We start from the raw sequence: 23,908 nt of genomic DNA, 5'->3' as shown, positions 1-23,908 counted from the left end.
CCGGGCACCGGCCGGGGCTCGATACCCTGGGCCGGTGACCCCCGCTGAGCTCTCCGCCTCCCTGCACGCCGCCCTCACCGCGGCGGTGGCCGACGGCACCTTCGCCCTCGCCGCCGACGACCTGCCCGACACCGTGCACGTGGAGCGACCCCGTCAGCGCGAGCACGGCGACTGGGCCACCAACGTCGCCCTGCAGCTGGGCAAGAAGGCCGGGATGAACCCGCGCGCCTTCGCCGAGGAGCTCACCCGCCGGCTGGCCGACGTGCCCGGCATCGCCGCCGTGGACATCGCCGGCCCCGGCTTCCTCAACATCACGCTGGACGCGGCGGCCGCCGGCGAGCTGGCACGGTCGATCGTCGACTCCGGCGAGGCCTACGGCCGCGGCGAGAGCCAGACCGGCCAGAGGATCAACCTGGAGTTCGTCTCGGCCAACCCGACCGGCCCGATCCACATCGGCGGGGCCCGCTGGGCCGCGGTCGGCGACAGCCTGGCCCGGATCCTCGCCGCCGCCGGTGCGGACGTGACCCGCGAGTACTACTTCAACGACCACGGCGCCCAGATCGACCGGTTCGCCCGCTCGCTGCTGGCCCGGGCCCGCGGTCTGGAGGCGCCGGAGGACGGCTACGGCGGCCAGTACATCCAGGACATCGCCGACCGGGTGATCGCCGACGAGGTGACCTCCGGGCGCACCGACCCGCGCGAGCTGCCCGACGCCGAGGCGCAGGAGGTGTTCCGGTCCCGGGGCGTCGACCTGATGTTCGACGAGATCAAGAAGGCGCTGCACGACTTCGGCGTCGACTTCGACGTGTACTTCCACGAGGACTCCCTGCACGAGTCCGGCGCCGTGGAGCGGGCGGTCGCCCGGCTGCGCGAGCTGGGCCACATCTTCGAGGCCGACGGCGCGGTCTGGCTGCGCACCACCGACTTCGGTGACGACAAGGACCGCGTCATCGTGAAGTCCGACGGCGACGCCGCCTACATCGCCGGTGACCTGGCGTACTACCTGGACAAGCGCGAGCGCGGCTTCGACCGGGCCATCCTGATGCTCGGTGCCGACCACCACGGCTACATCGGCCGGATGATGGCCGCCTGCGCCGCGTTCGGGGACGTGCCGGGGGTCAACCTGGAGATCCTGATCGGCCAGATGGTCAACCTGGTGAAGGACGGCCAGCCGGTACGGATGTCCAAGCGGGCCGGGACGGTCGTCGCCCTGGACGACCTGGTCGAGGCGGTCGGCGTGGACGCCGCGCGGTACTCCCTCGCCCGGTCCTCGGTGGACTCGAGCATCGACCTGGACCTCGACCTGCTGTCGACCGCCACCAACGAGAACCCGGTGTTCTACGTGCAGTACGCCCACTCGCGCACCGCGAGCATGGCGCGGAACGCGGCCGAGGCCGGGGTGCGGCGGGAGGACGGCTTCGACGCCGCCCTGCTGGACCACCCGTCCGAGTCCTCGCTGCTCGGCCTGCTCGCGGAGTTCCCCCGGGTGGTCGCGCAGGCCGCCGAGCTGCGCGAGCCGCACCGGATCGCCCGCTATCTGGAGACCGTCGCCGGTGGATACCACAAGTGGTACGACCAGAAGCGCCGGGTCGTGCCGTGGGGCGAGGAGGCCGTCTCCGACGAGCACCGCACCCGGCTCTGGCTGAACGACGCCACCCGCCAGGTGCTGGCCAACGGTCTGGACCTGCTCGGGGTGTCCGCGCCGGAGCGGATGTGAACCCGGTCGGCCTCGGTCTGCCCTGGCCCGCCTCCGCCGTCCGCGACCCCGACGGAGCGGTCCGGGTGGCCGGGGTCGACCTGCGCGAGCTGGCCGAGGCCCAGGGCACCCCGGCCTACGTGCTGGACGAGGCCGACTTCCGCGCCCGGGCGCGCACCCTGCGCACCGCCTTCGAGGCCGCGTTCGGCGGGGTCGACGTGTACTACGCGGGCAAGGCGTTCCTGTCGGTCGCCGTCGCGCGCTGGGCGCACGAGGAAGGTCTGCGGGTGGACACCGCCACCGGCGGCGAGCTCGCGGTGGCGCTCCGGGCCGGAGTGCCGGGCGCGGACATCGGCCTGCACGGCAACAACAAGTCGGACGCCGAGATCTCCCGGGCGCTGGACGCCGGGGTCGGCCGGATCATCGTCGACTCGCTGCCGGAACTGGACCGGATCGCCGCCCTCGTGCGGGAGCGCGGTGGCGAGCCCGCTCCGGTGATGGTCCGGGTCACCACCGGCGTGCACGCCGGTGGACACGAGTACATCTCCACCGCGCACGAGGACCAGAAGTTCGGCCTGTCGATCGCCGGGCAGGACTCGCCCGCGCTCACCGCCCTGCTGCGCGCGGTCGAGCTGCCCGAGCTGCGCCTGCTCGGCATCCACTCGCACATCGGCTCGCAGATCCTCGACCCGGAGGGCTTCACGGTCTCCGCCCGCGCCGTGCTCGCGCTCCGCGCCGACCTGGCCGCCCGGACCGGCGTGCTGGTGCCGGAGGTCGACCTGGGCGGCGGGTTCGGGATCGCCTACCTGCCCGGTGAGGTGCCGTTGGACCCGGAACGGATGGCGAAGGACATCGCCGCCGCGGTGACCGACGCTTGTGCCGAGCTCGGTACCCCCGCGCCCCGGCTGTCCTTCGAGCCCGGTCGCACGATCGTCGGTCCGACCACGCTCACCCTGTACCGGGTCGGCACCGTCAAGCCGGTGCGCCTGGACGACGGCCGGGTCCGGACCTACGTCTCGGTCGACGGCGGGATGAGCGACAACATCCGCCCCGCGCTCTACGGCGCCGACTACACCGCGGCCCTGATGAACCGGGTGGGCGCCGAGCGGACCGTGCTCGCCCGAGTGGTGGGCAAGCACTGCGAGAGCGGCGACATCGTCGTGCGCGAGGTGCAGCTGCCCGAGGACATCGCCGCCGGTGACCTGCTGGCGGTCGCGGCCACGGGCGCCTACGGCCGGTCGATGGCCTCCAACTACAACCACGTGCCCCGCCCGCCGGTGCTGGCGGTCGGCTCGGGGCGGACCCGGGTGCTGGTGCGCCGGGAGACCGAGGACGACCTGCTGGCCCTCGACCTGGGCTGACGACGTTGATAGCATCTCCTATCAGGAGGTGCCGGATGGATGACGAGGGCTCGGAACCGAGCGCGGTCGACGGAGCGCTGCTCGAGTACCTGGACGACGTAAACGACTACGTCGACCGACTGCGCGAGGAGGCCTCACGGGCGTTGACCCGTGCGGTACGGCAGGCGGCGGACTTCGGCTGGAGCCAACGGAAGATCGCCGCGGCGGTCGGGCGGAGTCAGCCGGAGGTGGCGCGGCTGCTGCGGGCGACCCGGCCGAGGGTGGAGTACGCGTTCGCGATGCCGGAGAGCGCGGTGCCGGAGACCGCGAGGCCGGAGACCGCGAGGCCGGAGACCGCGAGGCCGGAGACCGCGAGGCCGGAGACCGCAGTGCCGGAGACCGCAAGGCCGGAAAGCACGGTGCCGGAGACCGCGGAGCCTGCGACCGCGCCGCCCGCCGCGCGGGTGCCGAGCACCCTGACCTGGGTGCTGCGGGACAAGCGCGAGGAGATCGTCCGGATCGCCGCCGCGAACGGGGCGAGCAACGTCCGGGTGTTCGGGTCGGTGGCCAGGGGGGAGGACGACGTGGAGTCGGACGTGGACCTGCTGGTCGACGTGGCACAGGAGACCAGCCTCTGGGACCTCGGGAGTCTGACCGTCGACCTCGAACGACTGCTCGATCGCCGGGTCGACGTGGTCGAGGCCGCTGCGCTGTGGCCGCGGATCGCACGGAAGGCGATCCCCGAGGCGGTGGCCCTGTGAGCCGGGACCCGCGGGACAACCTGGGCATCGCACTCGACCATCTCGCGGTGCTGGACCGTCATCTCGCGACCGGACGGCTCGACAGTGCGATGACCTTCGACGCCGTGTGCATGCGGCTGTCCGCCGCGATCGAGGTCGTCGCCCGGTTGCCCGAACCCTGGCTGGCCGCGGAGTTCGGTGATGAATGGCCCCGCATCCGCGCGACCCGGAACCTCATCGCCCACGACTACCGCAGCGTCGACCCGGCGCGGATCCGGCAGATCCTCGAGCATCGGCTCGGCCGGTTCACCACCGGTGTCCGCCACCTCGTCGACCGGCACGCCCCCGGCCTGGAGCCCGAGCTGCGGTGACCCGCGCCCACGCTGTGGATACCCGCCTGCGCCCGCGCACGGCACCCCTATCCTGGGCGTCGGCCGCCCGCGCGGTCGGCGGACCGCATCCGTCCCGGCGCGCGCGGCCACGGTTCGGCCCGATGCGAACGGAGACCCGGTGACCCAGCAGCACACGTCCGATGTCACGTCCCAGCCCGCCCCGGTGCGGGTGGCCCTGCTCGGCTGCGGGGTGGTGGGCACGGAGGTGGTGCGGCTGCTGACCACCGAGTCCGCGGATCTCGCGGCCCGGGTCGGTGCCCCGCTGGAGCTGGTGGGCATCGCGGTGCGGGACGCCACGGCCCCCCGCGACCCGGTCGTCGACCCGGCGCTGCTCACCGAGGACGCGGAGTCGCTGGTGGACCGGGCGGACCTCGTGGTCGAGGTGGTCGGCGGCATCGAGCCCGCCCGGACCCTGCTGCTGCGGGCGATCCGGAACGGCGCCTCGGTGGTCACCGCGAACAAGGCGCTGCTGGCCGAGGACGGCCCGACGCTCTACGCCGCCGCGGACGCCGCGGGCGTGGACATCTACTTCGAGGCCGCCGTCGCCGGGGCGATCCCGCTGGTCCGGCCGGTGCGCGAGTCGCTGACCGGTGATCGGGTGCGCCGGGTGCTCGGCATCGTGAACGGCACCACCAACTTCGTCCTGGACCGGATGGCGACCGACGGGCTGGACCTGGACGCCGCGGTGGCCGAGGCGCAGGAGCTCGGCTACGCCGAGGCCGACCCGACCGCGGACGTGGAGGGCTACGACGCGGCGGCCAAGGCCGCGATCCTGGCCTCGCTGGCGTTCCACACCCGGGTGTCGCTGGCCGACGTCGACCGGCAGGGCATCACGTCGATCACCGCCGAGGACGTCGCCTGGGCGGCGCGCACCGGGCACGTGGTCAAGCTGCTCGCGATCGCCGAGCACCGCCTGGCGGACGACGACGGCCCGGAGGGCGTGCAGGTGCGCGTGCACCCCGCCCTGGTGCCGAGCTCCCACCCGCTGGCCGGGGTGCGCGGCGCGTTCAACGCGGTGTTCGTCGAGGCCGAGGCCGCGGGCGAGCTGATGTTCTACGGTCGCGGCGCCGGTGGCGCTCCGACCGCGTCGGCGGTGCTCGGCGACCTGGTGTCGGTGGCCCGGCACCGGGTGCACGGTGGGCGAGGACCGGCCGAGTCGTTCTACGCCGCCCTGCCGGTGCTGCCCGCCCGGGCCGCCCGCACCCGGTACCAGGTCCGGATCGACGTCACCGACCGCCCCGGCGTGCTGGCGCAGGTCGCCACGATCCTGGCCGAGCACGGGGTCTCGATCGAGGCCGTCCGGCAGTCCGTCCAGCCCGCCGAGTCCGTGGCGCGTCTGGTGATCACCACACACGAGGCGACGGAGGCCGCGCTGTCGGCCACCGTCGCCGCGATCGCCGAGCACGATTCCGTGCGCGAGGTCGTGTCCGTCCTGAGGGTTGAGGGAGTCTGATGGCACAGCAGTGGCGCGGCGTGATCGCGGAGTACGCCGACCGGTTGCCGGCCCACGTGCGTGAGCGCGTGGTGAGCCTGGGGGAGGGCGGGACGCCGCTGGTGTCCGCCCCGGCGCTGTCCGCGCTCACCGGCGCGGAGGTCTGGGTCAAGGTCGAGGGGATGAACCCGACCGGGTCGTTCAAGGACCGTGGGATGACCACCGCGATCTCCGCGGCCGCCGGACGGGGTGCCAAGGCGGTGGTCTGCGCCTCCACCGGCAACACCTCGGCCTCCGCCGCCGCCTACGCCACCCACGCGGGCATGCTCTGCGCGGTGCTGGTGCCGGACGGCAAGATCGCGATGGGCAAGCTCAGCCAGGCCGTGGCGCACGGTGCCCGCCTGCTCCAGGTGGACGGCAACTTCGACGACTGCCTGATCGCCGCCCGCAAGCTGGCCGAGGCCTACCCGGTCGAGCTGGTGAACTCGGTGAACCCGGACCGGATCGAGGGTCAGAAGACCGGTGCCTTCGAGGTGGTCGACGCGCTCGGCGACGCGCCGGACATCCACGCGCTGCCGGTCGGCAACGCCGGCAACATCACCGCCTACTGGAAGGGCTACCGCGAGTACGCGGGCCTGGACGGCGGCGCGGACCTGCCCGCGGTGTCCAGCCGGACGCCGGCGATGTGGGGCTTCCAAGCGGCCGGCGCGGCCCCGATCGTCGCCGGGCACCCGATCACCGAGCCGGAGACCATCGCCACCGCGATCCGGATCGGCAACCCCGCGTCCTGGGCGCAGGCCGAGCAGGCCCGTGACGTCTCCGGCGGCCTGATCGAGGCCGTCACCGACCAGCAGATCCTGCACGCGCACCGGCTCCTGTCCTCGCAGGTCGGCGTGTTCGTCGAGCCCGCCTCCGCCGCGGGGGTGGCCGGGGTGCTGGCCGCCGCGGAGCAGGGCCGGGTGCCCGCGGGCGCGCGGATCGTCATCACCGTCACCGGTCACGGCCTCAAGGACCCGCAGTGGGCGCTGCGCAACGCCGACGGCGACGAGGTCGAGACCGTGCGGGTCCGCCCCGACGTGATGGAGATCGCCGCCGCCCTGGACCTCGGCTGAGGCACGGCCGTGCGACTGGGAGCCGATCGGGCCCGGGTGCGGGTGCCCGCGACGAGCGCGAACCTCGGGCCGGGGTTCGACACCGCGGGCATGGCGCTCGGGCTGTACGACGACGTCGAGGTCCGGGCGCTGGGCGTCGCGGACGTGCGGGTGGACGTGGTGGGGGAGGGCGCCGAGGACCTGCCCTCCGGTGAGGACCACCTGGTGGTGCGGGCCATGCGGCACGCGCTCGACCACGTGGGCGCGCCGCAGACCGGGGTGCACCTGGTGTGCCGGAACCGGATCCCGCACGGCCGGGGACTCGGCTCGTCGGCCGCCGCCGTGATCGCCGGACTGCTCGGTGCCCGGGCGCTGGTCGCCGAGCCGGAGTCGCTCGGCGACGACGTGCTGCTGCGCCTGGCCACCGACCTCGAGGGGCACCCGGACAACGCCGCCCCGGCGCTGCTCGGCGGCGCCACCCTGGCCTGGTCCGAGGGCGACGCGGTCCGGGCGACCCGGATCGACGTGCACCCGACCGTGGTGCCGATCGCGATCGTGCCGCCGAGCCGGCTGTCCACCAGCCATGCGCGCGGTGTGCTTCCCGCCCAGGTCGCGCACGCCGACGCCGCCTGGCAGGCGGGCCGGGCCTCGCTGCTGGTCGAGGCGCTCGGCCGCCGCCCGGACCTGCTGTTCGACGCCACCGGGGACCGGCTGCACCAGGAGCAGCGCCGCGCGGTGATGCCGGAGTCGCTCGCCCTGGTCGACGCGCTCCGCTCGCACGGCGTCCCCGCCGTGGTCTCCGGCGCGGGCCCGACCGTGCTGGCGCTGGGGCGGACCGCACCCGGCGACGACCGCCCGGTCGACCACCGGGTCACCGACGCGGACCAGGCGCTGCTCGACGTCTTCGGTGGCGCGATGGGCGGCTGGCGGATCCTGCGGCTCGGGCTCAGCCACGAGGGCGCGCTCTGGCGTCGACTGCCCTGAGATCGCGGTGCTATAGTCGCGCTGTTCCCCGGACATCGTCCGACGGACCCACCGATCAGTCTCCCGGCATCTGCTGCCGCAGGAGGGGTGGGACACCACGTGCCTCGGCCGGGAACATCCAACCCCACATGCCATGTCAGCACTGACGTGAGTTGTGCGGTCTCCGATGCGATCCGCCCCCAGCGAGGTGGACGCCGACCGTGCCCCAGAGGCGGGCGACGGTCCTGACGAGGGGGAAGGGTCCTTCGTGACAGACACCATCGAGTCGGCATCGAGCGCACGCTCGGGCGGCTCCATCTCCGGGCTCCGGATGCCGGAGCTCCAGGCACTGGCGGCACAGCTCGGCGTGACGGGCACGTCCCGGATGCGCAAGAGCGACCTGGTCGACGCCATCCAGTCCCGTTCCGGCGGCGACGGCGCCACGGCCCGGGGCGGCAGGAAGACCGCGGCGACGCAGCCGACGGCCGAGTCCGCGCCCGCCCAGCCGGCATCCGGCGAGTCCGCGCCGAGCGCGTCCGCCCCGACCCGCAGCCGCCGGGCCACCCGCGCCGCCGAGGCCCCGGCCGCCGGTGTCGAGGTCACCGGCGCACCGGTCGCCGCCGGGCGTCCCGACGCCCCGGCCGAGGGTGCCGAGCGTCCGTCCCGTCCGACGCGTTCCGGCCGAGGCCGTTCCGCCGATGCGGGTCCGACGACCGACACCGCCGAGCGTCGTGGCGGCGACGGCGGCCGCACCGACAAGCAGGACGCCCTGGCCGGCCTGGAGGCCGCGCTGGACCGCCAGCAGGGTCAGAACGGCCAGCACGGCAGCGCCGACGGCGGTGAGCGTCGCTCCCGTCGCGCCGGCCGTGGCGCGGGAGCGCCCGTGATCGACGTGACCCTCCCCGAGGGCCCGACCGGCGGCGACCGCCGCGAGCGTCAGGACAAGAACGCCCAGGACGGCGAGCAGCGCGGTCAGCGCCAGCAGCGCCAGGGCGGGAACCAGGGCCAGCAGGGCGGCAATCAGGCCCAGCAGTCCGGCGGCAACCAGGGTCAGCAGTCCTCGAACCAGCAGTCCGCGCACGGTGAGGACGACGACGAGCGCGGCGGTCGACGTCGCCGCTCGCGGGACCGCTACCGCGACCGGGACCGCACCAAGCGCAACCGTCGCGGCAGTGGTGGCCAGGAGGCGTCCTACGAGGAGATCGAGATCTCCGAGGACGACGTGCTGGTCCCGGTGGCCGGCATCCTGGACGTGCTGGACAGCTACGCCTTCGTCCGCACCACCGGCTACCTGCCCGGCGAGGGCGACGTCTACCTGCCGCTCGCCCAGGTCCGCAAGGCCGGGCTGCGCCGCGGTGACGCGATCACCGGTGCGGTTCGCGCCCCCCGCGAGGGCGAGCAGCCCCAGCAGCAGGGCAACCGCCCGAACAAGGCGAACGCCCTGGTCCGGCTGGACACCGTCAACGGGATGGCCCCGGAGCTGGCCCGCCAGCGGCCGGAGTTCAGCAAGCTCACCCCGCTGTACCCGCAGGACCGGCTCCGCCTGGAGCACGACTCGGCGCACATCACCCCGCGGGTGATCGACATCGTCGCGCCGATCGGCAAGGGCCAGCGTGGTCTGATCGTGGCGCCGCCGAAGGCGGGCAAGACGATCATCATGCAGCAGATCGCGAATGCGATCACCGCGAACAACCCCGAGGTCCACCTCATGGTCGTGCTCGTCGACGAGCGCCCCGAGGAGGTCACGGACATGGAGCGGACCGTGAAGGGTGAGGTCATCGCCTCCACCTTCGACCGCCCCGCGTCGGACCACACCATGGTCGCGGAACTCGCGATCGAGCGGGCCAAGCGCCTGGTCGAGCTGGGCCAGGACGTCGTGGTGCTGCTGGACTCGCTGACCCGGCTGTCCCGCGCCTACAACCTGGCGGCCCCCGCCTCCGGGCGCATCCTGTCCGGTGGTGTGGACGCCTCCGCGCTCTACCCGCCCAAGCGGTTCTTCGGCGCGGCCCGCAACATCGAGAACGGCGGCTCGCTCACCATCCTGGCCTCCGCCCTGGTGGAGACCGGGTCCAAGATGGACGAGGTCATCTTCGAGGAGTTCAAGGGCACCGGGAACATGGAGCTCCGGCTGTCCCGGTCGCTCGCGGACAAGCGGATCTTCCCGGCGGTGGACGTCAACGCCTCCGGCACCCGCCGCGAGGAGATCCTGATCTCCCCGGACGAGCTCAAGATCATCTGGAAGCTGCGCCGGGTGATGGGTGCCCTGGACCAGCAGCAGGCGATCGAGCTGCTGCTCGGCAAGCTGCGGGAGACCAAGTCGAACGTGGAGTTCCTGCTCCAGGTGCAGAAGACCACCCCGGGCACCGGCGGCAAGTCCGAGGACTGACGCCCGACCCATGGACGGCGGTGATCCCCTCGGGGTCGCCGCCGTCCGGCGTCCGGATCGCCGGATCAGCCCCGCCGGCGCTCCAGCGCCTCGTCGTACCAGGCCAGCGTCCGCTCGGTGATCGCCCCGGCCTCGAACCGCTGCGCCGCTCGGCGCTGCTCGCGCACCACCGAGGCCCGCCCGGACGGGTCGTCCAGCCAGCGCGCCAGCACCCGGGCGAACGCCCCGGTGTCCCGGGGATCGACCAGCTGGGAGGTCAGCCCGGCCATGGTGGTGCGGTACCCCGGGTTGTCCCCGGCGATCACCACGCCGGTGGCGACGGCCTGCGCCTCGACCACCGAGATGCCGAAGCTCTCCCCGCCGAGCGAGGGCAGCACGACCAGCTCGGCGCCGGACAGCAGCGCGGTCTTGTCCTCCTCCGCGACGAAGCCGGGGAAGTCCACCCGGTCCGCGATGCCCTCGCGCTCGGCGGCGGCACGCAGGTCGTCGAGGAGCGGGCCCCGGCCGGCGAGGGTCAGGGACCACCGGCGCGCGGGGTCGGCGCGGTACAGCGCCCCGGCGGCGGCGATCAGCTCCCTGGGCCCCTTGCGCTCGACCAGCCGACCGAGGAACAGGATCCGCGGGGGACCGTCGTGCGGGGCGGCGACCGGGTCGGGCAGCTCCACCGGGGCCCCGATCACCGGGACCTCGCGGCGGTACGCGCCCTCGGCGGAGCGCTGCGCGGCCTCGGACAGCGCGGACAGGGTGTCGAACCGGCGCAGTCGGGACCGTTCCAGCAGGCCGAGCCCGCGGATGCCCCACCGGGTGAGCGCGTCCTGCGGGTAGATCATGAACGACCCGGCGACGACGGTGCGCGGTCCGGCGGCCGAGACCAGCTGACCGGCCAGGAACGGGCTGTAGGGCATGGCCACGTGCAGCACGTCCAGGTCGAGCCGGGCCAGCAGGGACCGGGCCGCCGATCGGCGCAGCGGCAGCGGGGTGCCCAGCCGGTTGCCGTTGAACCGCACCCCGACCGTCCGGGACAGCACGTGCAGGTTCGGCAGATCGGTGCGCTCGGTGGCGGACGTCAGGTAGTGCACCTCGTGGCCGAGCGCGGAGAGCCGACGGCCCAGCGTGAGGATGATCTGCTGGACCCCGTCCGGTCGATCGAGTCCGTCGTCGATGACCAAACCGATCCGCAGCATGGCGGTCATCGTAGGGGGATCAGGCGGCGGCCTCGTGCACACCGTCGGCCTGCAGGGTCCGGTCGCCGCAGGTGATCGCGTGCGCGGTGTCGGTGTCGCCGGTCACGGTGTCCTTCACCCCGGCGGCGGCCACGGTGCCGGTCAGTGTGATCTGGGTGCGCTCGATGGTGCCGTCCACGTCGTTGAGCCCGACCAGGTCGAGCTCGCCGCTGCCGGTCATGTCCACGCAGCCCACGCCGGTGCCGTTCCCGGCGAATCCCTGGTCGAACTGCCACGGCTGTCCCTCGGCGTCGGTGACGTCCACCAGTCCGCAGTCCTGCACCATCAGCAGGTCGGCCACCCGGTTGTCGGAGAGCAGCACCAGACCGGGGTCCTCGGCGGACGGGCGCAGCGCGAAGGCGGAGGCCCCGGCCGGGCCGGCCAGGTCGATCGGATGGGTGAAGGTGGCGCCGGAGGCGGTGGTCACGCCCAGGGTGCGGGTGCCGACGTCGTCGGCGATCCACAGCTGGTCGGGGCTGCCGTCGCCGTCCAGGTCGATGGTCGTGGTCACCTGAGCGGTGGCCGGGACCCCCTTGCCGGACGCGGCGCAGCCGGTCGAGGTCGGTGTGGTGACGGGCTCGGTGGGCTCCGTGGTCGCGGTGACCGTCGGCCCGGGGGCGGTGACGGTGGGGGTCGCCGTGTCGTCGCCGTCGTCGGAACAGGCGGTGAGCAGGGCGAGCGCGGCGATCGCGATCACGGGGAGCAGGTGCTGACGGCTCATTGCTCCGACGCTAGAACCGTGCCGCGGATTCCGCAGGTCGGGAAGATTTCACCGCCCGGCTCTGTTCTGGCACAATGTTCCGTCGGTCTGCGGTTCACGTGCGCACCCCCGTGCACGACCCGGAGACACTCTGACTAGGAGAGCACCCCATGAAGTCTGGTATCCACCCCGAGTACGTGGTGACCACGGTGACCTGCACCTGTGGCAACACCTTCACCACCCGGTCCACCGAGGCCTCCGGCGAGATCCGCGCCGACGTCTGCAGCGCCTGCCACCCGTTCTACACGGGCAAGCAGAAGATCCTGGACACCGGTGGCCGCGTGGCCCGGTTCGAGGCGCGCTACGGCAAGCGCTCCAACTGACGATCCTGGCGCCGGTGACGGCGGGCCGCGAGCCCGTGGTCACCGGCGCTCGTCATGTCCGGACCCGGGAGTGTCGATGAGTGAGTCCTTCGCGGCAGCGCGACCGATGCTGGACGAGCACGCCCGGATCGAGCAGCAGCTCGCCGACCCGGCGGTGCACGCGAACGCGGTGGAGGCCCGCCGACTGGGTCGCCGCTACGCCGAGCTGGGCCGGGTGACGGCCGCCTACCGGGAGTGGGAGGCCGCCGAGCAGGATCGTTCCGACGCCACCGAACTGGCCGAGACCGACCCGGCGTTCGCCGCGGAGCTCCCCGAGCTGACCGCCGCCGCCGAGCAGGCGGCCGACCGGTTGCGCCGGGTGCTGGTACCCCGCGACCCCGACGATGCCCGGGACGTGATCCTGGAGATCAAGGCCGGGGAGGGCGGCGAGGAGTCCGCCCTGTTCGCCGGCGACCTGTTGCGGATGTACCTGCGGTTCGCCGAACAGCGCGGCTGGCGCACCGAGGTCCTCGAGTCCACCGGCTCGGACCTGGGCGGGTACAAGGACGTCCAGGTCGCGGTGAAGGCCCGGGGCTCGGTCACCGACCCGGCCGACGGCGTGTGGGCCGCACTGAAGTACGAGGGCGGCGTGCACCGGGTGCAGCGGGTGCCGGTCACCGAGTCGCAGGGCCGGATCCACACCTCGGCCGCCGGGGTGCTGGTCTTCCCCGAGGTCGACGATCCGGGTGAGGTCGAGATCGACCCGAACGACCTGCGGATCGACGTCTACCGGTCCTCGGGTCCGGGCGGGCAGTCGGTGAACACCACCGACTCCGCGGTCCGGATCACCCACCTGCCCACCGGCATCGTGGTGTCGATGCAGAACGAGAAGTCGCAGCTGCAGAACCGCGACCAGGCGATGCGGGTGCTGCGGGCACGGCTGCTCGCGGCCCAGCAGGAGGCCGCGGCGGCCGCCGCCAGTGCCGCGCGTCGTTCGCAGGTGCGCACCGTGGACCGCTCGGAGCGGATCCGCACCTACAACTTCCCGGAGAACCGGATCGCGGACCACCGCACCGGCTACAAGGCCTACAACCTGGACGCGGTGCTGGACGGGGATCTGGCACCGGTGATCCAGTCCGCGATCGACGCCGACGAGGCCGCCCAGCTCGCCGCGGCGGCGGAGCAGGCATGAGCGACGTGTCCCTGCGCGCGCTGGTCGACGGTGCCGCACGCCTGCTGGCGGACGCGGGGGTGGGCTCGCCGCGGCACGACGCGCTGGCGCTGGCCGCCCACGTCCTGGACCTGCCCCGGGTCGACCTGGTGCTGCCGCCGCCGGTGCCGGAGGGCTTCGCCGCCGACTACGCCGCGGTGGTGGACCGCCGTCGTCGCCGCGAGCCGTTGCAGCACATCGTCGGCAGCACGGTGTTCCGGTACCTGACCATGCGGGTGGAGCCCGGCGTGTTCGTACCGCGGCCCGAGACCGAGACGGTGGCCCAGGTCGCCGTCGACGAGGCGGCCCGGCTGGCGGTGCTCGGACAGGACCCGGTGGTCGTCGACCTGTGCTGCGGCGCGGGCGGGATCGCGCTGTCGGTGGCGACCGAGGTGCCCGGAACCCGGGTGTCGGCGGTCGACGCCTCGCCGGAGGCGGTCGCCCTCACCCGGCGCAACGCGGAGATCGCCGGTGCCGACCTGACCGTGGTGACCGGCGACGTGCGCGACCCCGCGCTGTTCGCCGAGCTGGACGGCCGGGTCGACGTGCTGGTCTCCAACCCGCCGTACATCCCGCCGGACGCGGTCCCGGTGGACCCGGAGGTCCGCGACCACGACCCCGACCTCGCGCTGTACGGCGGGGGAGCGGACGGCCTGGACGTGCCGCGCGCGGTGATCGACGCCGCGATCCGGCTGCTGGTGCCGGGCGGACTGCTGGTGATGGAGCACGCCGAGGTCCAGGACGCCCAGGCCCGCGCCGCGGCGATCGGCACCGGGGCGTTCGTGGACGTGCGGACCGAGCCGGATCTCACCGGCCGGCCCCGCATGCTGGTGGCCCGACGGGCGTCCGCGCCGGGCGAGCCGTCCCCGGCAGCCAGCTCGACGTGACAGACTCACGTCCCGTGAGTGCCGACCCGGTCCTGGACGCCACCGACCCCGCTGCCTGGGGACCGGCGATCGACGCGGCGGTGCACACGGTGTCCCGCGGCGGTCTGATCGTCCTGCCCACCGACACCGTGTACGGCATCGGCGCCGACGCCTTCACCCCGGAGGCGGTGGCCGCGCTGCTGGCCGCCAAGGGCCGGGGCCGCCAGCAGCCGCCCCCCGTGCTGATGCCGGACGTGGCGACGCTGGACGGTCTGGCCGTCTCGCTGCACCCCGCGGTGCGCGATCTGGCCTCGGCCTTCTGGCCCGGCGGGCTCACCCTCATCGTGCGTGCCCAGCCCTCGCTGGTCTGGGACCTGGGGGAGACCCACGGCACCGTCGCGCTGCGGGTCCCGGACCACCCGGTGTCGCTGGCGTTGCTGCGCCGGACCGGCCCGTTGGCCGTCTCCTCCGCGAACCGGACCGGTCAGCCCTCCGCGCTGGACGTGGCCGAGGCGCACGAGCAGCTCGGCGCCTCGGTGCAGGTCTACCTGGACGGCGGCCCGACCCCGGGCGGGGTGGCCTCGACCATCGTGGACGCCACCGGCGACGACCTCACCGTGGTCCGCGAGGGCGCGATCTCGCTGGAGGACCTCCGGGCGGTGGCTCCGGTGCAAGGCGACGCCGGCCGGTGAGGGTCTACGTCCTCCTCCTGCTGGTCGCGGCGGCGTCCACCTATCTGCTGACCCCGCTGGCCCGGTGGTGTGCCCTGCGCTGGGGCGCGATCACCGCCGTGCGCTCCCGGGACGTGCACACGATCCCGACCCCGCGGCTCGGCGGCCTGGCGATCCTGGCCGGGGTCCTGGTGGCCTTCGCCTTCGCCTCCCAGATGCGGTTCCTGGCCGACGTGTTCATCAATCCGCGGCCGGTGCTGGGCGTGCTGGCGGCGGCGGTGATGGTCTGCCTGCTCGGGGTCGCCGACGACATCTGGGATCTGGACTGGATCACCAAGCTGGTCGGACAGGTGCTGGCCGCGCTCGTGATGGCCTCGCAGGGTCTGCAGCTCTACCAGCTGCCGATCGGCGGGGTGGTGCTCGGCTCCAGCCGGGTCTGGCTCGTGCTGACGGTGCTGACGGTGGTGGTCGCGATGAACGCGGTGAACTTCGTCGACGGGCTGGACGGGCTGGCCGCGGGCCTGATCGCGATCGGCGGCACCGGGTTCTTCCTGTACTCGTACTGGTTGACCGTGAGCGCGGGATCGACCAGCTACGCCAGCCTGGCGACCCTGATCATGGCGTTGCTGGTGGGCGCGTGCGTGGGCTTCCTGCCGCACAACTTCCACCCGGCGCGGATCTTCATGGGCGACTCCGGCTCGATGCTGATCGGCCTGCTGATCGCCGCCGCCGCGATCCGGGTCACCGGGCAGATCGACACCGGCACCCTGCCGCGGCAGTCCTTCCCCGCGTTCCTGCCGATCCTGCTGCCGGTGGCGGTGCTGCTGCTGCCGCTGCTGGACATGGGGATGGCGGTGATCCGGCGGATCGGCTCGGGCAAGTCGCCGTTCCACCCGGACCGGATGCACCTGCACCACCGGATGCTCGCGCTGGGGCACTCCCACCGCCGCGCCGTGGTGATCCTCTACGTCTGGACCGCGGTGTTCACCGGCGGCGCCGTCGCGCTGGTCTGGTTCTCCACCACCGCCGTGCTGATCGGCATGGGGGTGGGCGTGGTGGTCGCCCTGCTGCTGACCCTCGGTCCGCTGCGCGGCGGATCGGCCGGCACCCCCGACGACGCCGGCCGGGCACCGGGGGAGAACCCGCCCGGCCCGGACCGCCCGGCCCCGCTGGCCCGCACCGCCCTGACCGACCCGAGGACGCACCCGTGAGCACCGAGCCCGACGACAGCGCGCGCGACGCCGCCGTACCCGACACGACGGACCCCGACACGACGGACCCCGACACGACGGACCCCGACACGACGGACCCCGAGGGCACCGCGCCCGGGAGCACGACGCCCGCCCGGACCCCGGAGCAGATCAGGGCCGCCCGCGAACGGGAGATTTTGGCCGCCACGGCCGCGCCGCAGACCGCCCCGGTGTTCCGCACCGCCCTGACCGGCACCCTGCTGCTCACCGCGGCGCTGGTGGTGCTCGGCGGCGGGATCGGGCTGGCGGTGTCCGGGACGTCCGGGCTGTGGGGTGCGCTGATCGGTGCCGGCCTCGCGCTGCTGTTCTCCGGCGCCACGCCGCTGTCCATGCTGCTGACCGCGGGCTCGACCGTGCAGCGGATGACCGCCGTCGTCATGGTGACCTGGCTGGTCAAGGTCGTGGTCGTCATCGCCGTGCTGGTGGTGCTGCGTGGCCTCGACTTCTACGACCACCGGGTGTTCGGGATCGTCCTGCTCGTGGGTGTAGCCGCCTCGGCTCTTCTCGATTACCGTGCAGTCGTGCGCCATCGGGTCCCGTACGTCTCGCCCGATTCGCCCAACTCTGAACAGATGTGATGAACGAGTCATCCTGTGAGTTAGGCTGCACGACGTCCGACAGCCACTACGGTGCCGGCTGCGCCCCTTTGACCCCAGGAGCCTGAACCTTTGTTCAACCTCGTGCCTTCAATGTTGTCCGCCGCGGGGGACGAGTCCGGCTTCCACGTGCCCACCATCGCGGAGTTCTTCCCCGACGCGATCCTGTTCGAGGGCACCCCCTTCGAGTTGAACCGGATCATGATGGTCCGGATCATCGCCGCGATCGTGCTGTGCGGGCTGTTCCTGCTCGCCGCCCGCCGGGTCCGCCTGGTGCCGGGCCGTGGCCAGAACATCGCGGAGCTGGCGCTGGACTTCGTCCGCGTGCAGATCGCCGAGGAGATCCTCGGCAAGGAGCGCAGCCGCAAGTACCTCTCGCTGCTGACGATCCTGTTCTTCACCGTGCTGGCGATGAACATCACCGGTGTCGTCCCCGGCCTGAACATCGCCGGCAGCTCGGTGATCGGCCTGCCGCTGGTCCTCGCGGTCATCAGCTGGATCGCCTTCATCATCGCGGGCATCCGTGCCCACGGCGTGACGGGCTACCTCAAGGAGTCGCTGTTCCCGGCCGGAGTGCCGTGGCCGGTGTACATCATCCTGACGCCGATCGAGCTGATCTCGACCTTCATCCTGCGGCCGGCCACGCTGACCATCCGTCTGCTGGTCAACATGATCTCCGGTCACCTGCTGCTGGTCCTGTGCTTCGCGGCGACCCACTTCCTCTTCTTCGAGGCGGCCTCGGCCCTCAAGGCGATCGGTGTCGTCACCTTCGCCGCGGGCCTGGCGTTCACGCTGTTCGAGATCTTCATCGCCGCCCTGCAGGCGTACATCTTCACCCTGCTCAGCGCGGTGTACATCCAGCTGTCGGAAGCGCACCACTGATCCGACCGCGCCTCACCCCCGAGGACAACCGGCCCCGGCCGGTCCCGTAGTGCCCGTCCCGACAGGGACATCAACGGAAGGAAACATGATCGTGGAGATCACCGGAGACCTCGCCACCATCGGCTACGGCCTGGCTGCCATCGGCCCCGGCATCGGTCTGGGCATCATGGTCGCGAAGACCCAGGAGGCGACCGCTCGCCAGCCCGAGATCGCGGGTCTGCTGCGGACCAACATGTTCATCGCGCTGGGTGCCATCGAGGCCCTGGCCCTGATCGGCTTCGTCGCCGGCTTCGTCTTCTGATCTGATGCACGCCTTCGTCACAGCCGCCGAGGAGACGACGCACAGCGTCCTGCTCCCGGCGACCTACGACATCGTCTGGTCCCTGGTGGTCACGGCGATCATCGCCGCGGTCTTCATCAAGGTCCTGCCGAAGTTCCTCAAGGTGCTCGACGAGCGCACCGCGAAGATCGAGGGCGGCCTGGAGAGCGCGGAAGAGGCTCAGGCCGAGGCCCAGCAGCTGCTCGACGAGTACAAGCAGCAGCTGGCCGACGCCCGTGCCGAGGCCGCCCGGATCCGGGACGACGCCCGGACCGAGGGTGGCGCCATCGTCGCCGAGCTGCGGCAGAAGGCCCAGGCCGACGCCGCTCGCATCGTGGAGACCGCCCAGCGGCAGATCGCCGCCGAGCGTCAGCAGGCCGCCGAGTCGCTCCGTCAGGACGTCGGTGAGCTCGCGATCGAGCTGGCCTCGCGGATCGTCGGCGAGTCGCTGGCCGACCAGGCCCGTCAGACCCGCGTGGTCGACCGCTTCCTCGAGGAGCTCGAGACCGACAGCGTGGCCGTGGCCGCGGAGAACGAGCGCTGATGCGCGCGGCGAGCCAGGCATCCCTGTCGGCCGCTGCCGAGCGTTTCGAGACGCTCTGGCAGCAGGTCGGTGCGGACGCGGCCGAGCTGGGCGCTCAGGTGCTGACCTTCGCGGACGTGGTCCGCGGATCGGGTCAGCTCCGCCGGGCGCTCACCGACCCGGCCGCCCCCGGTGAGGCCAAGGCCGCACTGGTGTCGAGCCTGCTCGGCTCGTCGGCCGACGGCCGGGTGGTCGACCTGCTCGCCGGTGTGGTCCGTTCGCGCTGGTCGCACGAGTCCGACCTGGCCGAGGCGCTGGAGCAGCTGGGCCGCCAGGCCGTGCTGGCCGGTGCCGACGCCGACGGCGCGCTCGACACCGTCGAGGAGGACCTGTTCCGCACCCAGCGGTTCCTGGTCGGGCAGCGGGACGTCCGGGAGGCACTCACCGCCCGGTCCACCCCCGCCACCGCCCGCGCGGCGCTGATCCGGCAGCTGTTCGGCCCCGCGGTGCACCCGCGGACGCTGACCCTGCTGGAGCGGATCACCCACCAGGACGACAGCACTGCCGCAGCGGGCTCCGTCTCGGCGGTCGCCGCCCTGGCGGATGCCGCGGCCGAGCGTCGTGCACGCACCGTCGCGGTGGTCACCAGTGCCACCGCACTCACACGGGAGCAGGAGGACCGTCTGCGGTCCGGCCTCGCCCGTGCCTACGGCCGCCAGGTACAGCTGAACGTCACCGTGGACCCCGCGGTCCTCGGCGGGATGCGTGTCCAGGTCGGTCCGGACGTCATCGACGGCACCGTGTCGGCGCGAGTCGCCGACGCCCGCCGCCGTCTGGCCGGATGACCCGGCGCAACCAAGACTTGACCTCGCCCCTCCCCGGCGCGGTCTCGACAGGAGAGAACTATGGCTGAGCTGACCATCGGGCCGGACCAGATCAAGGCTGCGCTCGACAGCTTCGTGAAGTCCTACGAGCCCACCGCCGCCGCCTCCGAGGAGGTCGGCCGCGTCACCCTGGCCGCCGACGGCATCGCGCAGGTCGAGGGCCTGCCGGGGTGCATGGCCAACGAGCTGCTCCGGTTCGAGGACGGGACGCTCGGCCTGGCGCTGAACCTGGACGTCCGCGAGATCGGTGTGATCGTCCTCGGCGAGTTCTCCGGGATCGAGGAGGGCCAGGAGGTCCGCCGGACCGGCGAGGTGCTCTCCGTGCCGGTCGGCGACGACTTCCTCGGCCGCGTGGTGGACCCGCTGGGTCAGCCGATCGACGGTCTGGGCGAGGTCGCCTCCACCGCTCGTCGTGCCCTGGAGCTCCAGGCCCCCGGCGTGATGTCCCGCAAGTCGGTGCACGAGCCGCTGCAGACCGGCATCAAGGCGATCGACACCATGATCCCGATCGGCCGGGGCCAGCGTCAGCTGATCATCGGTGACCGCCAGACCGGCAAGACCGCGATCGCGATCGACACGATCATCAACCAGAAGGCGAACTGGGAGACCGGCGACCCGACCCAGCAGGTGCGCTGCATCTACGTGGCGATCGGCCAGAAGGGCTCCACCATCGCCTCGGTGCGCGGTGCCCTGGAGGAGGCCGGCGCGCTGGAGTACACCACCATCGTGGCCGCTCCCGCCTCGGACCCCGCGGGCTTCAAGTACCTCGCGCCCTACACCGGCTCGGCCATCGGCCAGCACTGGATGTACGAGGGCAAGCACGTGCTGATCGTGTTCGACGACCTGTCGAAGCAGGCCGAGGCCTACCGCGCCGTCTCCCTGCTGCTGCGTCGCCCGCCGGGCCGCGAGGCCTACCCGGGTGACGTGTTCTACCTGCACTCCCGCCTGCTGGAGCGTTGTGCCAAGCTCTCGGACGAGCTCGGCGCGGGCTCGATGACCGGTCTGCCGGTGATCGAGACCAAGGCGAACGACGTGTCGGCGTACATCCCGACCAACGTCATCTCCATCACCGACGGGCAGATCTTCCTGCAGTCCGACCTGTTCAACGCGGACCAGCGCCCCGCGGTCGACGTCGGCATCTCGGTCTCCCGCGTCGGTGGTGACGCGCAGATCAAGGCGATGAAGAAGGTCTCCGGCACGCTGAAGCTGGACCTGGCACAGTTCCGGTCCCTGGAGGCGTTCGCGATGTTCGCCTCCGACCTGGACGCCGCTTCCCGTGCCCAGCTGACCCGGGGTGCGCGCCTGATGGAGCTGCTCAAGCAGCCCCAGTACTCGCCGTACCCGGCCGAGGAGCAGGTCGCCTCCGTGTGGGCCGGCACCAAGGGCAAGCTGGACGACGTGCCGGTCTCGGACATCGCCCGCTTCGAGTCCGAGCTGCTGGACCACCTGCGCCGCAACACCGACGTGCTCTCCACGATCGTCTCCACCGGCAAGCTGGAGGAGGACACCGAGGACGCCCTGGCGGCCGCGGTCGAGGAGTTCCGCAACGGCTTCCTCAAGGGCGACGGCACCCCGCTGGTGGGTGGCGCCGAGGAGGAGTCCGAGACCCCGGTCGAGCAGGAGCAGATCGTCCGACAGAAGAAGGGCTGAGCATGGCCGGACAGCAGCGGGTCTACCGCCAGCGGATCAGGTCGACCCAGTCCTTGAAGAAGATGTTCCGTGCCCAGGAGCTGATCGCCGCCTCGCGGATCGGTCGCGCCCGGGACCGGATGGCGGCGGCGAGCCCCTACGCCACGGCGATCACCAAGGCCGTGTCGGCGGTGGCGACCCACTCGGACGTGCGGCACCCGCTCCTCGCGGACCGCGGCGACACCGACCGGGTGGCCGTCCTGCTCATCGCGTCGGACCGCGGCATGGCGGGCGCCTACTCGGCGAGCGTCATCCGGGAGGCCGAGGCGCTGATCGAGCGGCTGCAGGGCGAGGGCAAGGAGGTCGCGCTCTACGTCGCGGGACGTCGGGCCGAGGCGTTCTACACCTTCCGGCACCGCGAGCTCGCGGCGTCGTGGACCGGTCAGTCGGACGCCCCGACCGCCGACCTCGCCGAGGAGATCGCCGGCCGACTGCTGGCGGACTTCGCGGCACCGGCGGACGAGGGCGGCGTGTCCGCGCTGCACATCGTCTCCACCCGGTTCCAGAACATGGTGACCCAGCGTCCCCAGGTGATCCGGATGCTCCCGCTGGAGGTCGTGGACGGCGTCGTCGAGCACGACGCCGAGGAGATCCTCCCGCTCTACGAGTTCGAGCCGAGCGTGGAGGAGGTCCTGGACGCGCTGCTGCCGCGGTACGTCCGGACCCGGATCTACTCCTGCCTGCTGCACGCCGCCGCCTCGGAGCTCGCCTCCCGGCAGCGCGCCATGCACACCGCCACGGAGAACGCGGAGGACCTGATCCGCATGTACACCCGACTGGCCAACCAGGCCCGTCAGTCCGAGATCACCCAGGAGATCAGCGAGATCGTGTCGGGTGCCGACGCACTCGCCTCCTGACGTCCCGCAGACCAGAACCCCACGCCGCCGCACGCGGCGGCAAAGCAAAGTGAGGCAGACATGACCGCCACCACCGTCGACGCGAAGGACACGGCCACGCCGGGCGTGGGCCGCGTCGCACGCGTGATCGGGCCCGTCGTGGACATCGAGTTCCCTGCGGACCAGATCCCGGAGATGTACAACGCCCTGACCGTCGACATCGACCTGTCCGGTCAGGGCGAGGGCGAAGCCGCGGGCGCGTTCTCGATGACCCTGGAGGTCGCCCAGCACCTGGGTGACTCCATGATCCGGGCGATCGCGCTCAAGCCGACCGATGGCCTGGTCCGTGGCGCCAAGGTCACCGACACCGGTGCGCCGATCTCGGTGCCGGTCGGCGACATCACCAAGGGCCACGTGTTCAACGTGACCGGTGAGGTGCTGAACCTGGCCGAGGGCGAGAAGCTCGAGATCACCGAGCGCTGGCCGATCCACCGCAAGCCGCCGGCCTTCGACCAGCTCGAGTCGAAGACCACCATGTTCGAGACCGGCATCAAGGTCATCGACCTGCTGACCCCGTACGTGCAGGGCGGCAAGATCGGCCTGTTCGGCGGCGCCGGCGTGGGCAAGACCGTGCTGATCCAGGAGATGATCCAGCGCGTCGCCCAGGACCACGGCGGTGTGTCGGTGTTCGCCGGCGTCGGTGAGCGCACCCGTGAGGGCAACGACCTGATCGGTGAGATGGAGGAGGCCGGGGTCTTCGACAAGACCGCCCTGGTCTTCGGCCAGATGGACGAGCCGCCGGGCACCCGGCTGCGGGTCGCGCTGTCCGCCCTGACGATGGCGGAGTACTTCCGCGACGTGCAGAAGCAGGACGTGCTGCTGTTCATCGACAACATCTTCCGGTTCACCCAGGCCGGTTCCGAGGTCTCCACCCTGCTCGGCCGGATGCCGTCCGCGGTGGGCTACCAGCCGAACCTGGCCGACGAGATGGGCCAGCTCCAGGAGCGGATCACCTCGACCCGCGGTCACTCGATCACCTCGCTGCAGGCGATCTACGTCCCCGCGGACGACTACACCGACCCGGCCCCGGCGACCACCTTCGCCCACCTGGACGCGACCACCGAGCTCTCCCGTGAGATCGCCTCGCGCGGTCTGTACCCGGCCGTGGACCCGTTGGCGTCGACCAGCCGGATCCTCGACCCGCGGTACGTGGGCCAGGAGCACTACGACGTGGCGACCCAGGTGAAGTCGATCCTGCAGCGCAACAAGGAGCTCCAGGACATCATCGCGATCCTCGGTGTCGACGAGCTGTCGGAGGAGGACAAGACCGTTGTGGCCCGCGCCCGCCGGATCCAGCAGTTCCTCTCCCAGAACACCTACATGGCGGAGAAGTTCACCGGCGTGGTCGGCTCGACCGTTCCGGTGGCCGAGACCGTCGAGGCGTTCAAGCGGATCGCGGCCGGCGAGTTCGACCACATCGCCGAGCAGGCCTTCTTCAACATCGGCGGCCTCGAGGACCTCGAGCGCAACTGGGAGCGGATCCAGAAGGAGTACGGCGTCTGATGGCCAAGCAGCTGGAGGTCGACCTGGTCGGCACCGACGGCACCATCTGGTCCGGTGCCGCCCGGTCGCTGAGCGCCCCCGCGTCCGACGGTGAGATCGGCATCCTGCCCGGTCACACGCCGGTGCTGTCGGTGCTCGGCCGGGGCAGCCTGCGGGTGACGGTCGAAGGCTCTGGCGGCGGCTCCGCTCTGTCGTGGGTCGTCGAGGGCGGCTTCCTGTCCGTCGACGACGACCAGGTCACGGTGGTGGTGGACGGGGTCGACGACTCCGCCACCACCCCGGCCGCCTGATCCA

General features: G+C 72.5%; 24 protein-coding genes. 22 read left to right on the top strand and 2 right to left on the bottom strand.

Annotated features, from left to right (window positions below; all coding sequences use genetic code 11):
- Window positions 1–34: 34 nt before the first annotated feature.
- The 8 genes from argS (at window position 35) to rho (ending at window position 10,040) form a co-directional block, all read left to right on the top strand.
- Window positions 35–1,717, top strand: a complete 1,683-nt coding sequence (gene argS, locus OGL89_RS03635) for an arginine--tRNA ligase (protein ID WP_263118509.1) — start codon at window positions 35–37, stop codon at window positions 1,715–1,717.
- Window positions 1,714–3,057, top strand: a complete 1,344-nt coding sequence (lysA, locus tag OGL89_RS03630) for a diaminopimelate decarboxylase (RefSeq protein ID WP_263118508.1) — start codon at window positions 1,714–1,716, stop codon at window positions 3,055–3,057. The genes argS and lysA overlap by 4 nt, the downstream gene beginning before the upstream one ends.
- A gap of 35 nt (window positions 3,058–3,092) precedes the next feature.
- Window positions 3,093–3,797: a nucleotidyltransferase domain-containing protein gene (locus OGL89_RS03625; RefSeq protein ID WP_263118507.1), complete on the top strand. Its 705-nt coding sequence runs from the start codon at window positions 3,093–3,095 to the stop codon at window positions 3,795–3,797.
- Window positions 3,794–4,147, top strand: coding sequence for a DUF86 domain-containing protein (locus OGL89_RS03620; RefSeq protein ID WP_263118506.1), 354 nt, complete (start codon window positions 3,794–3,796; stop codon window positions 4,145–4,147). The genes OGL89_RS03625 and OGL89_RS03620 overlap by 4 nt, the downstream gene beginning before the upstream one ends.
- A 139-nt stretch (window positions 4,148–4,286) precedes the next feature.
- Window positions 4,287–5,621, top strand: coding sequence for a homoserine dehydrogenase (locus OGL89_RS03615; protein ID WP_263118505.1), 1,335 nt, complete (start codon window positions 4,287–4,289; stop codon window positions 5,619–5,621).
- A complete protein-coding gene (gene thrC, locus OGL89_RS03610; protein ID WP_263118504.1) occupies window positions 5,621–6,712 on the top strand; it encodes a threonine synthase in 1,092 nt (363 codons plus the stop codon). The genes OGL89_RS03615 and thrC overlap by 1 nt, the downstream gene beginning before the upstream one ends.
- Window positions 6,713–6,721: 9 nt before the next feature.
- Complete coding sequence (gene thrB, locus OGL89_RS03605; protein WP_263118503.1) at window positions 6,722–7,675, top strand: homoserine kinase; 954 nt, start codon at window positions 6,722–6,724, stop codon at window positions 7,673–7,675.
- 247 nt (window positions 7,676–7,922) lie between these two features.
- A complete protein-coding gene (gene rho / locus OGL89_RS03600) occupies window positions 7,923–10,040 on the top strand; it encodes a transcription termination factor Rho (RefSeq protein WP_263118502.1) in 2,118 nt (705 codons plus the stop codon).
- Window positions 10,041–10,105: 65 nt separating this feature from the next.
- On the opposite strand, the gene OGL89_RS03595 is transcribed toward rho, so the two are convergent.
- Both OGL89_RS03595 and OGL89_RS03590 read right to left on the bottom strand, forming a co-directional pair.
- Complete coding sequence (locus tag OGL89_RS03595; RefSeq protein WP_263118501.1) at window positions 10,106–11,224, bottom strand: glycosyltransferase family 4 protein; 1,119 nt, start codon at window positions 11,222–11,224, stop codon at window positions 10,106–10,108.
- A 19-nt stretch (window positions 11,225–11,243) separates the two neighbouring features.
- Window positions 11,244–11,984 carry a hypothetical protein gene (locus OGL89_RS03590; RefSeq protein WP_263118500.1) on the bottom strand — a complete coding sequence of 247 codons (741 nt, stop codon included), beginning with the start codon at window positions 11,982–11,984 and terminating at the stop codon, window positions 11,244–11,246.
- 149 nt (window positions 11,985–12,133) lie between these two features.
- Between OGL89_RS03590 and rpmE the strand changes: the two genes are divergently transcribed.
- The 14 genes from rpmE to OGL89_RS03520 all read left to right on the top strand — a co-directional run bounded on the left by rpmE (window position 12,134) and on the right by OGL89_RS03520 (window position 23,904).
- The gene (gene rpmE, locus OGL89_RS03585) at window positions 12,134–12,346 is read left to right on the top strand and encodes a 50S ribosomal protein L31 (protein WP_263118499.1); all 213 of its coding nucleotides are present in this window, start codon (window positions 12,134–12,136) and stop codon (window positions 12,344–12,346) included.
- Between the two features lie 76 nt (window positions 12,347–12,422).
- Entirely contained in the window at window positions 12,423–13,517 is a 1,095-nt protein-coding gene (gene prfA, locus OGL89_RS03580; protein WP_263118498.1) for a peptide chain release factor 1, read from the top strand.
- Window positions 13,514–14,422, top strand: a complete 909-nt coding sequence (prmC, locus tag OGL89_RS03575) for a peptide chain release factor N(5)-glutamine methyltransferase (protein WP_263118497.1) — start codon at window positions 13,514–13,516, stop codon at window positions 14,420–14,422. Before prfA ends, prmC begins: the two co-directional genes overlap by 4 nt.
- A gap of 14 nt (window positions 14,423–14,436) precedes the next feature.
- On the top strand, window positions 14,437–15,093 hold the full coding sequence (locus OGL89_RS03570) for an L-threonylcarbamoyladenylate synthase (RefSeq protein WP_263118496.1): 657 nt from the start codon (window positions 14,437–14,439) through the stop codon (window positions 15,091–15,093).
- Entirely contained in the window at window positions 15,090–16,283 is a 1,194-nt protein-coding gene (locus OGL89_RS03565) for an MraY family glycosyltransferase (RefSeq protein ID WP_263118495.1), read from the top strand. Before OGL89_RS03570 ends, OGL89_RS03565 begins: the two co-directional genes overlap by 4 nt.
- Window positions 16,280–16,900: a hypothetical protein gene (locus tag OGL89_RS03560; RefSeq protein ID WP_263118494.1), complete on the top strand. Its 621-nt coding sequence runs from the start codon at window positions 16,280–16,282 to the stop codon at window positions 16,898–16,900. Before OGL89_RS03565 ends, OGL89_RS03560 begins: the two co-directional genes overlap by 4 nt.
- 111 nt (window positions 16,901–17,011) lie before the next feature.
- On the top strand, window positions 17,012–17,800 hold the full coding sequence (gene atpB, locus OGL89_RS03555) for a F0F1 ATP synthase subunit A (RefSeq protein ID WP_263118551.1): 789 nt from the start codon (window positions 17,012–17,014) through the stop codon (window positions 17,798–17,800).
- An 85-nt stretch (window positions 17,801–17,885) separates the two neighbouring features.
- On the top strand, window positions 17,886–18,101 hold the full coding sequence (gene atpE / locus OGL89_RS03550; protein WP_203767609.1) for an ATP synthase F0 subunit C: 216 nt from the start codon (window positions 17,886–17,888) through the stop codon (window positions 18,099–18,101).
- A gap of 4 nt (window positions 18,102–18,105) precedes the next feature.
- A complete protein-coding gene (locus OGL89_RS03545) occupies window positions 18,106–18,663 on the top strand; it encodes a F0F1 ATP synthase subunit B (RefSeq protein WP_263118493.1) in 558 nt (185 codons plus the stop codon).
- Window positions 18,663–19,487, top strand: coding sequence for a F0F1 ATP synthase subunit delta (locus OGL89_RS03540; RefSeq protein WP_263118492.1), 825 nt, complete (start codon window positions 18,663–18,665; stop codon window positions 19,485–19,487). Before OGL89_RS03545 ends, OGL89_RS03540 begins: the two co-directional genes overlap by 1 nt.
- 60 nt (window positions 19,488–19,547) lie before the next feature.
- Window positions 19,548–21,176 carry a F0F1 ATP synthase subunit alpha gene (gene atpA, locus OGL89_RS03535; protein WP_263118491.1) on the top strand — a complete coding sequence of 543 codons (1,629 nt, stop codon included), beginning with the start codon at window positions 19,548–19,550 and terminating at the stop codon, window positions 21,174–21,176.
- Window positions 21,177–21,178: 2 nt separating this feature from the next.
- The gene (locus tag OGL89_RS03530; protein ID WP_263118490.1) at window positions 21,179–22,072 is read left to right on the top strand and encodes a F0F1 ATP synthase subunit gamma; all 894 of its coding nucleotides are present in this window, start codon (window positions 21,179–21,181) and stop codon (window positions 22,070–22,072) included.
- Window positions 22,073–22,132: 60 nt separating this feature from the next.
- Window positions 22,133–23,614 carry a F0F1 ATP synthase subunit beta gene (gene atpD, locus OGL89_RS03525; RefSeq protein ID WP_263118489.1) on the top strand — a complete coding sequence of 494 codons (1,482 nt, stop codon included), beginning with the start codon at window positions 22,133–22,135 and terminating at the stop codon, window positions 23,612–23,614.
- On the top strand, window positions 23,614–23,904 hold the full coding sequence (locus OGL89_RS03520; protein ID WP_263118488.1) for a F0F1 ATP synthase subunit epsilon: 291 nt from the start codon (window positions 23,614–23,616) through the stop codon (window positions 23,902–23,904). Before atpD ends, OGL89_RS03520 begins: the two co-directional genes overlap by 1 nt.
- The last annotated feature ends 4 nt before the right edge of the window (window positions 23,905–23,908 follow it).

The sequence above is a fragment of the Cellulomonas sp. RIT-PI-Y genome, from assembly GCF_025642745.1.
Lineage (GTDB): Bacteria > Actinomycetota > Actinomycetes > Actinomycetales > Cellulomonadaceae > Cellulomonas.
Note: the sequence above shows the minus strand (reverse complement) of the source record. Positions and strands in the feature narration are given on the sequence as shown.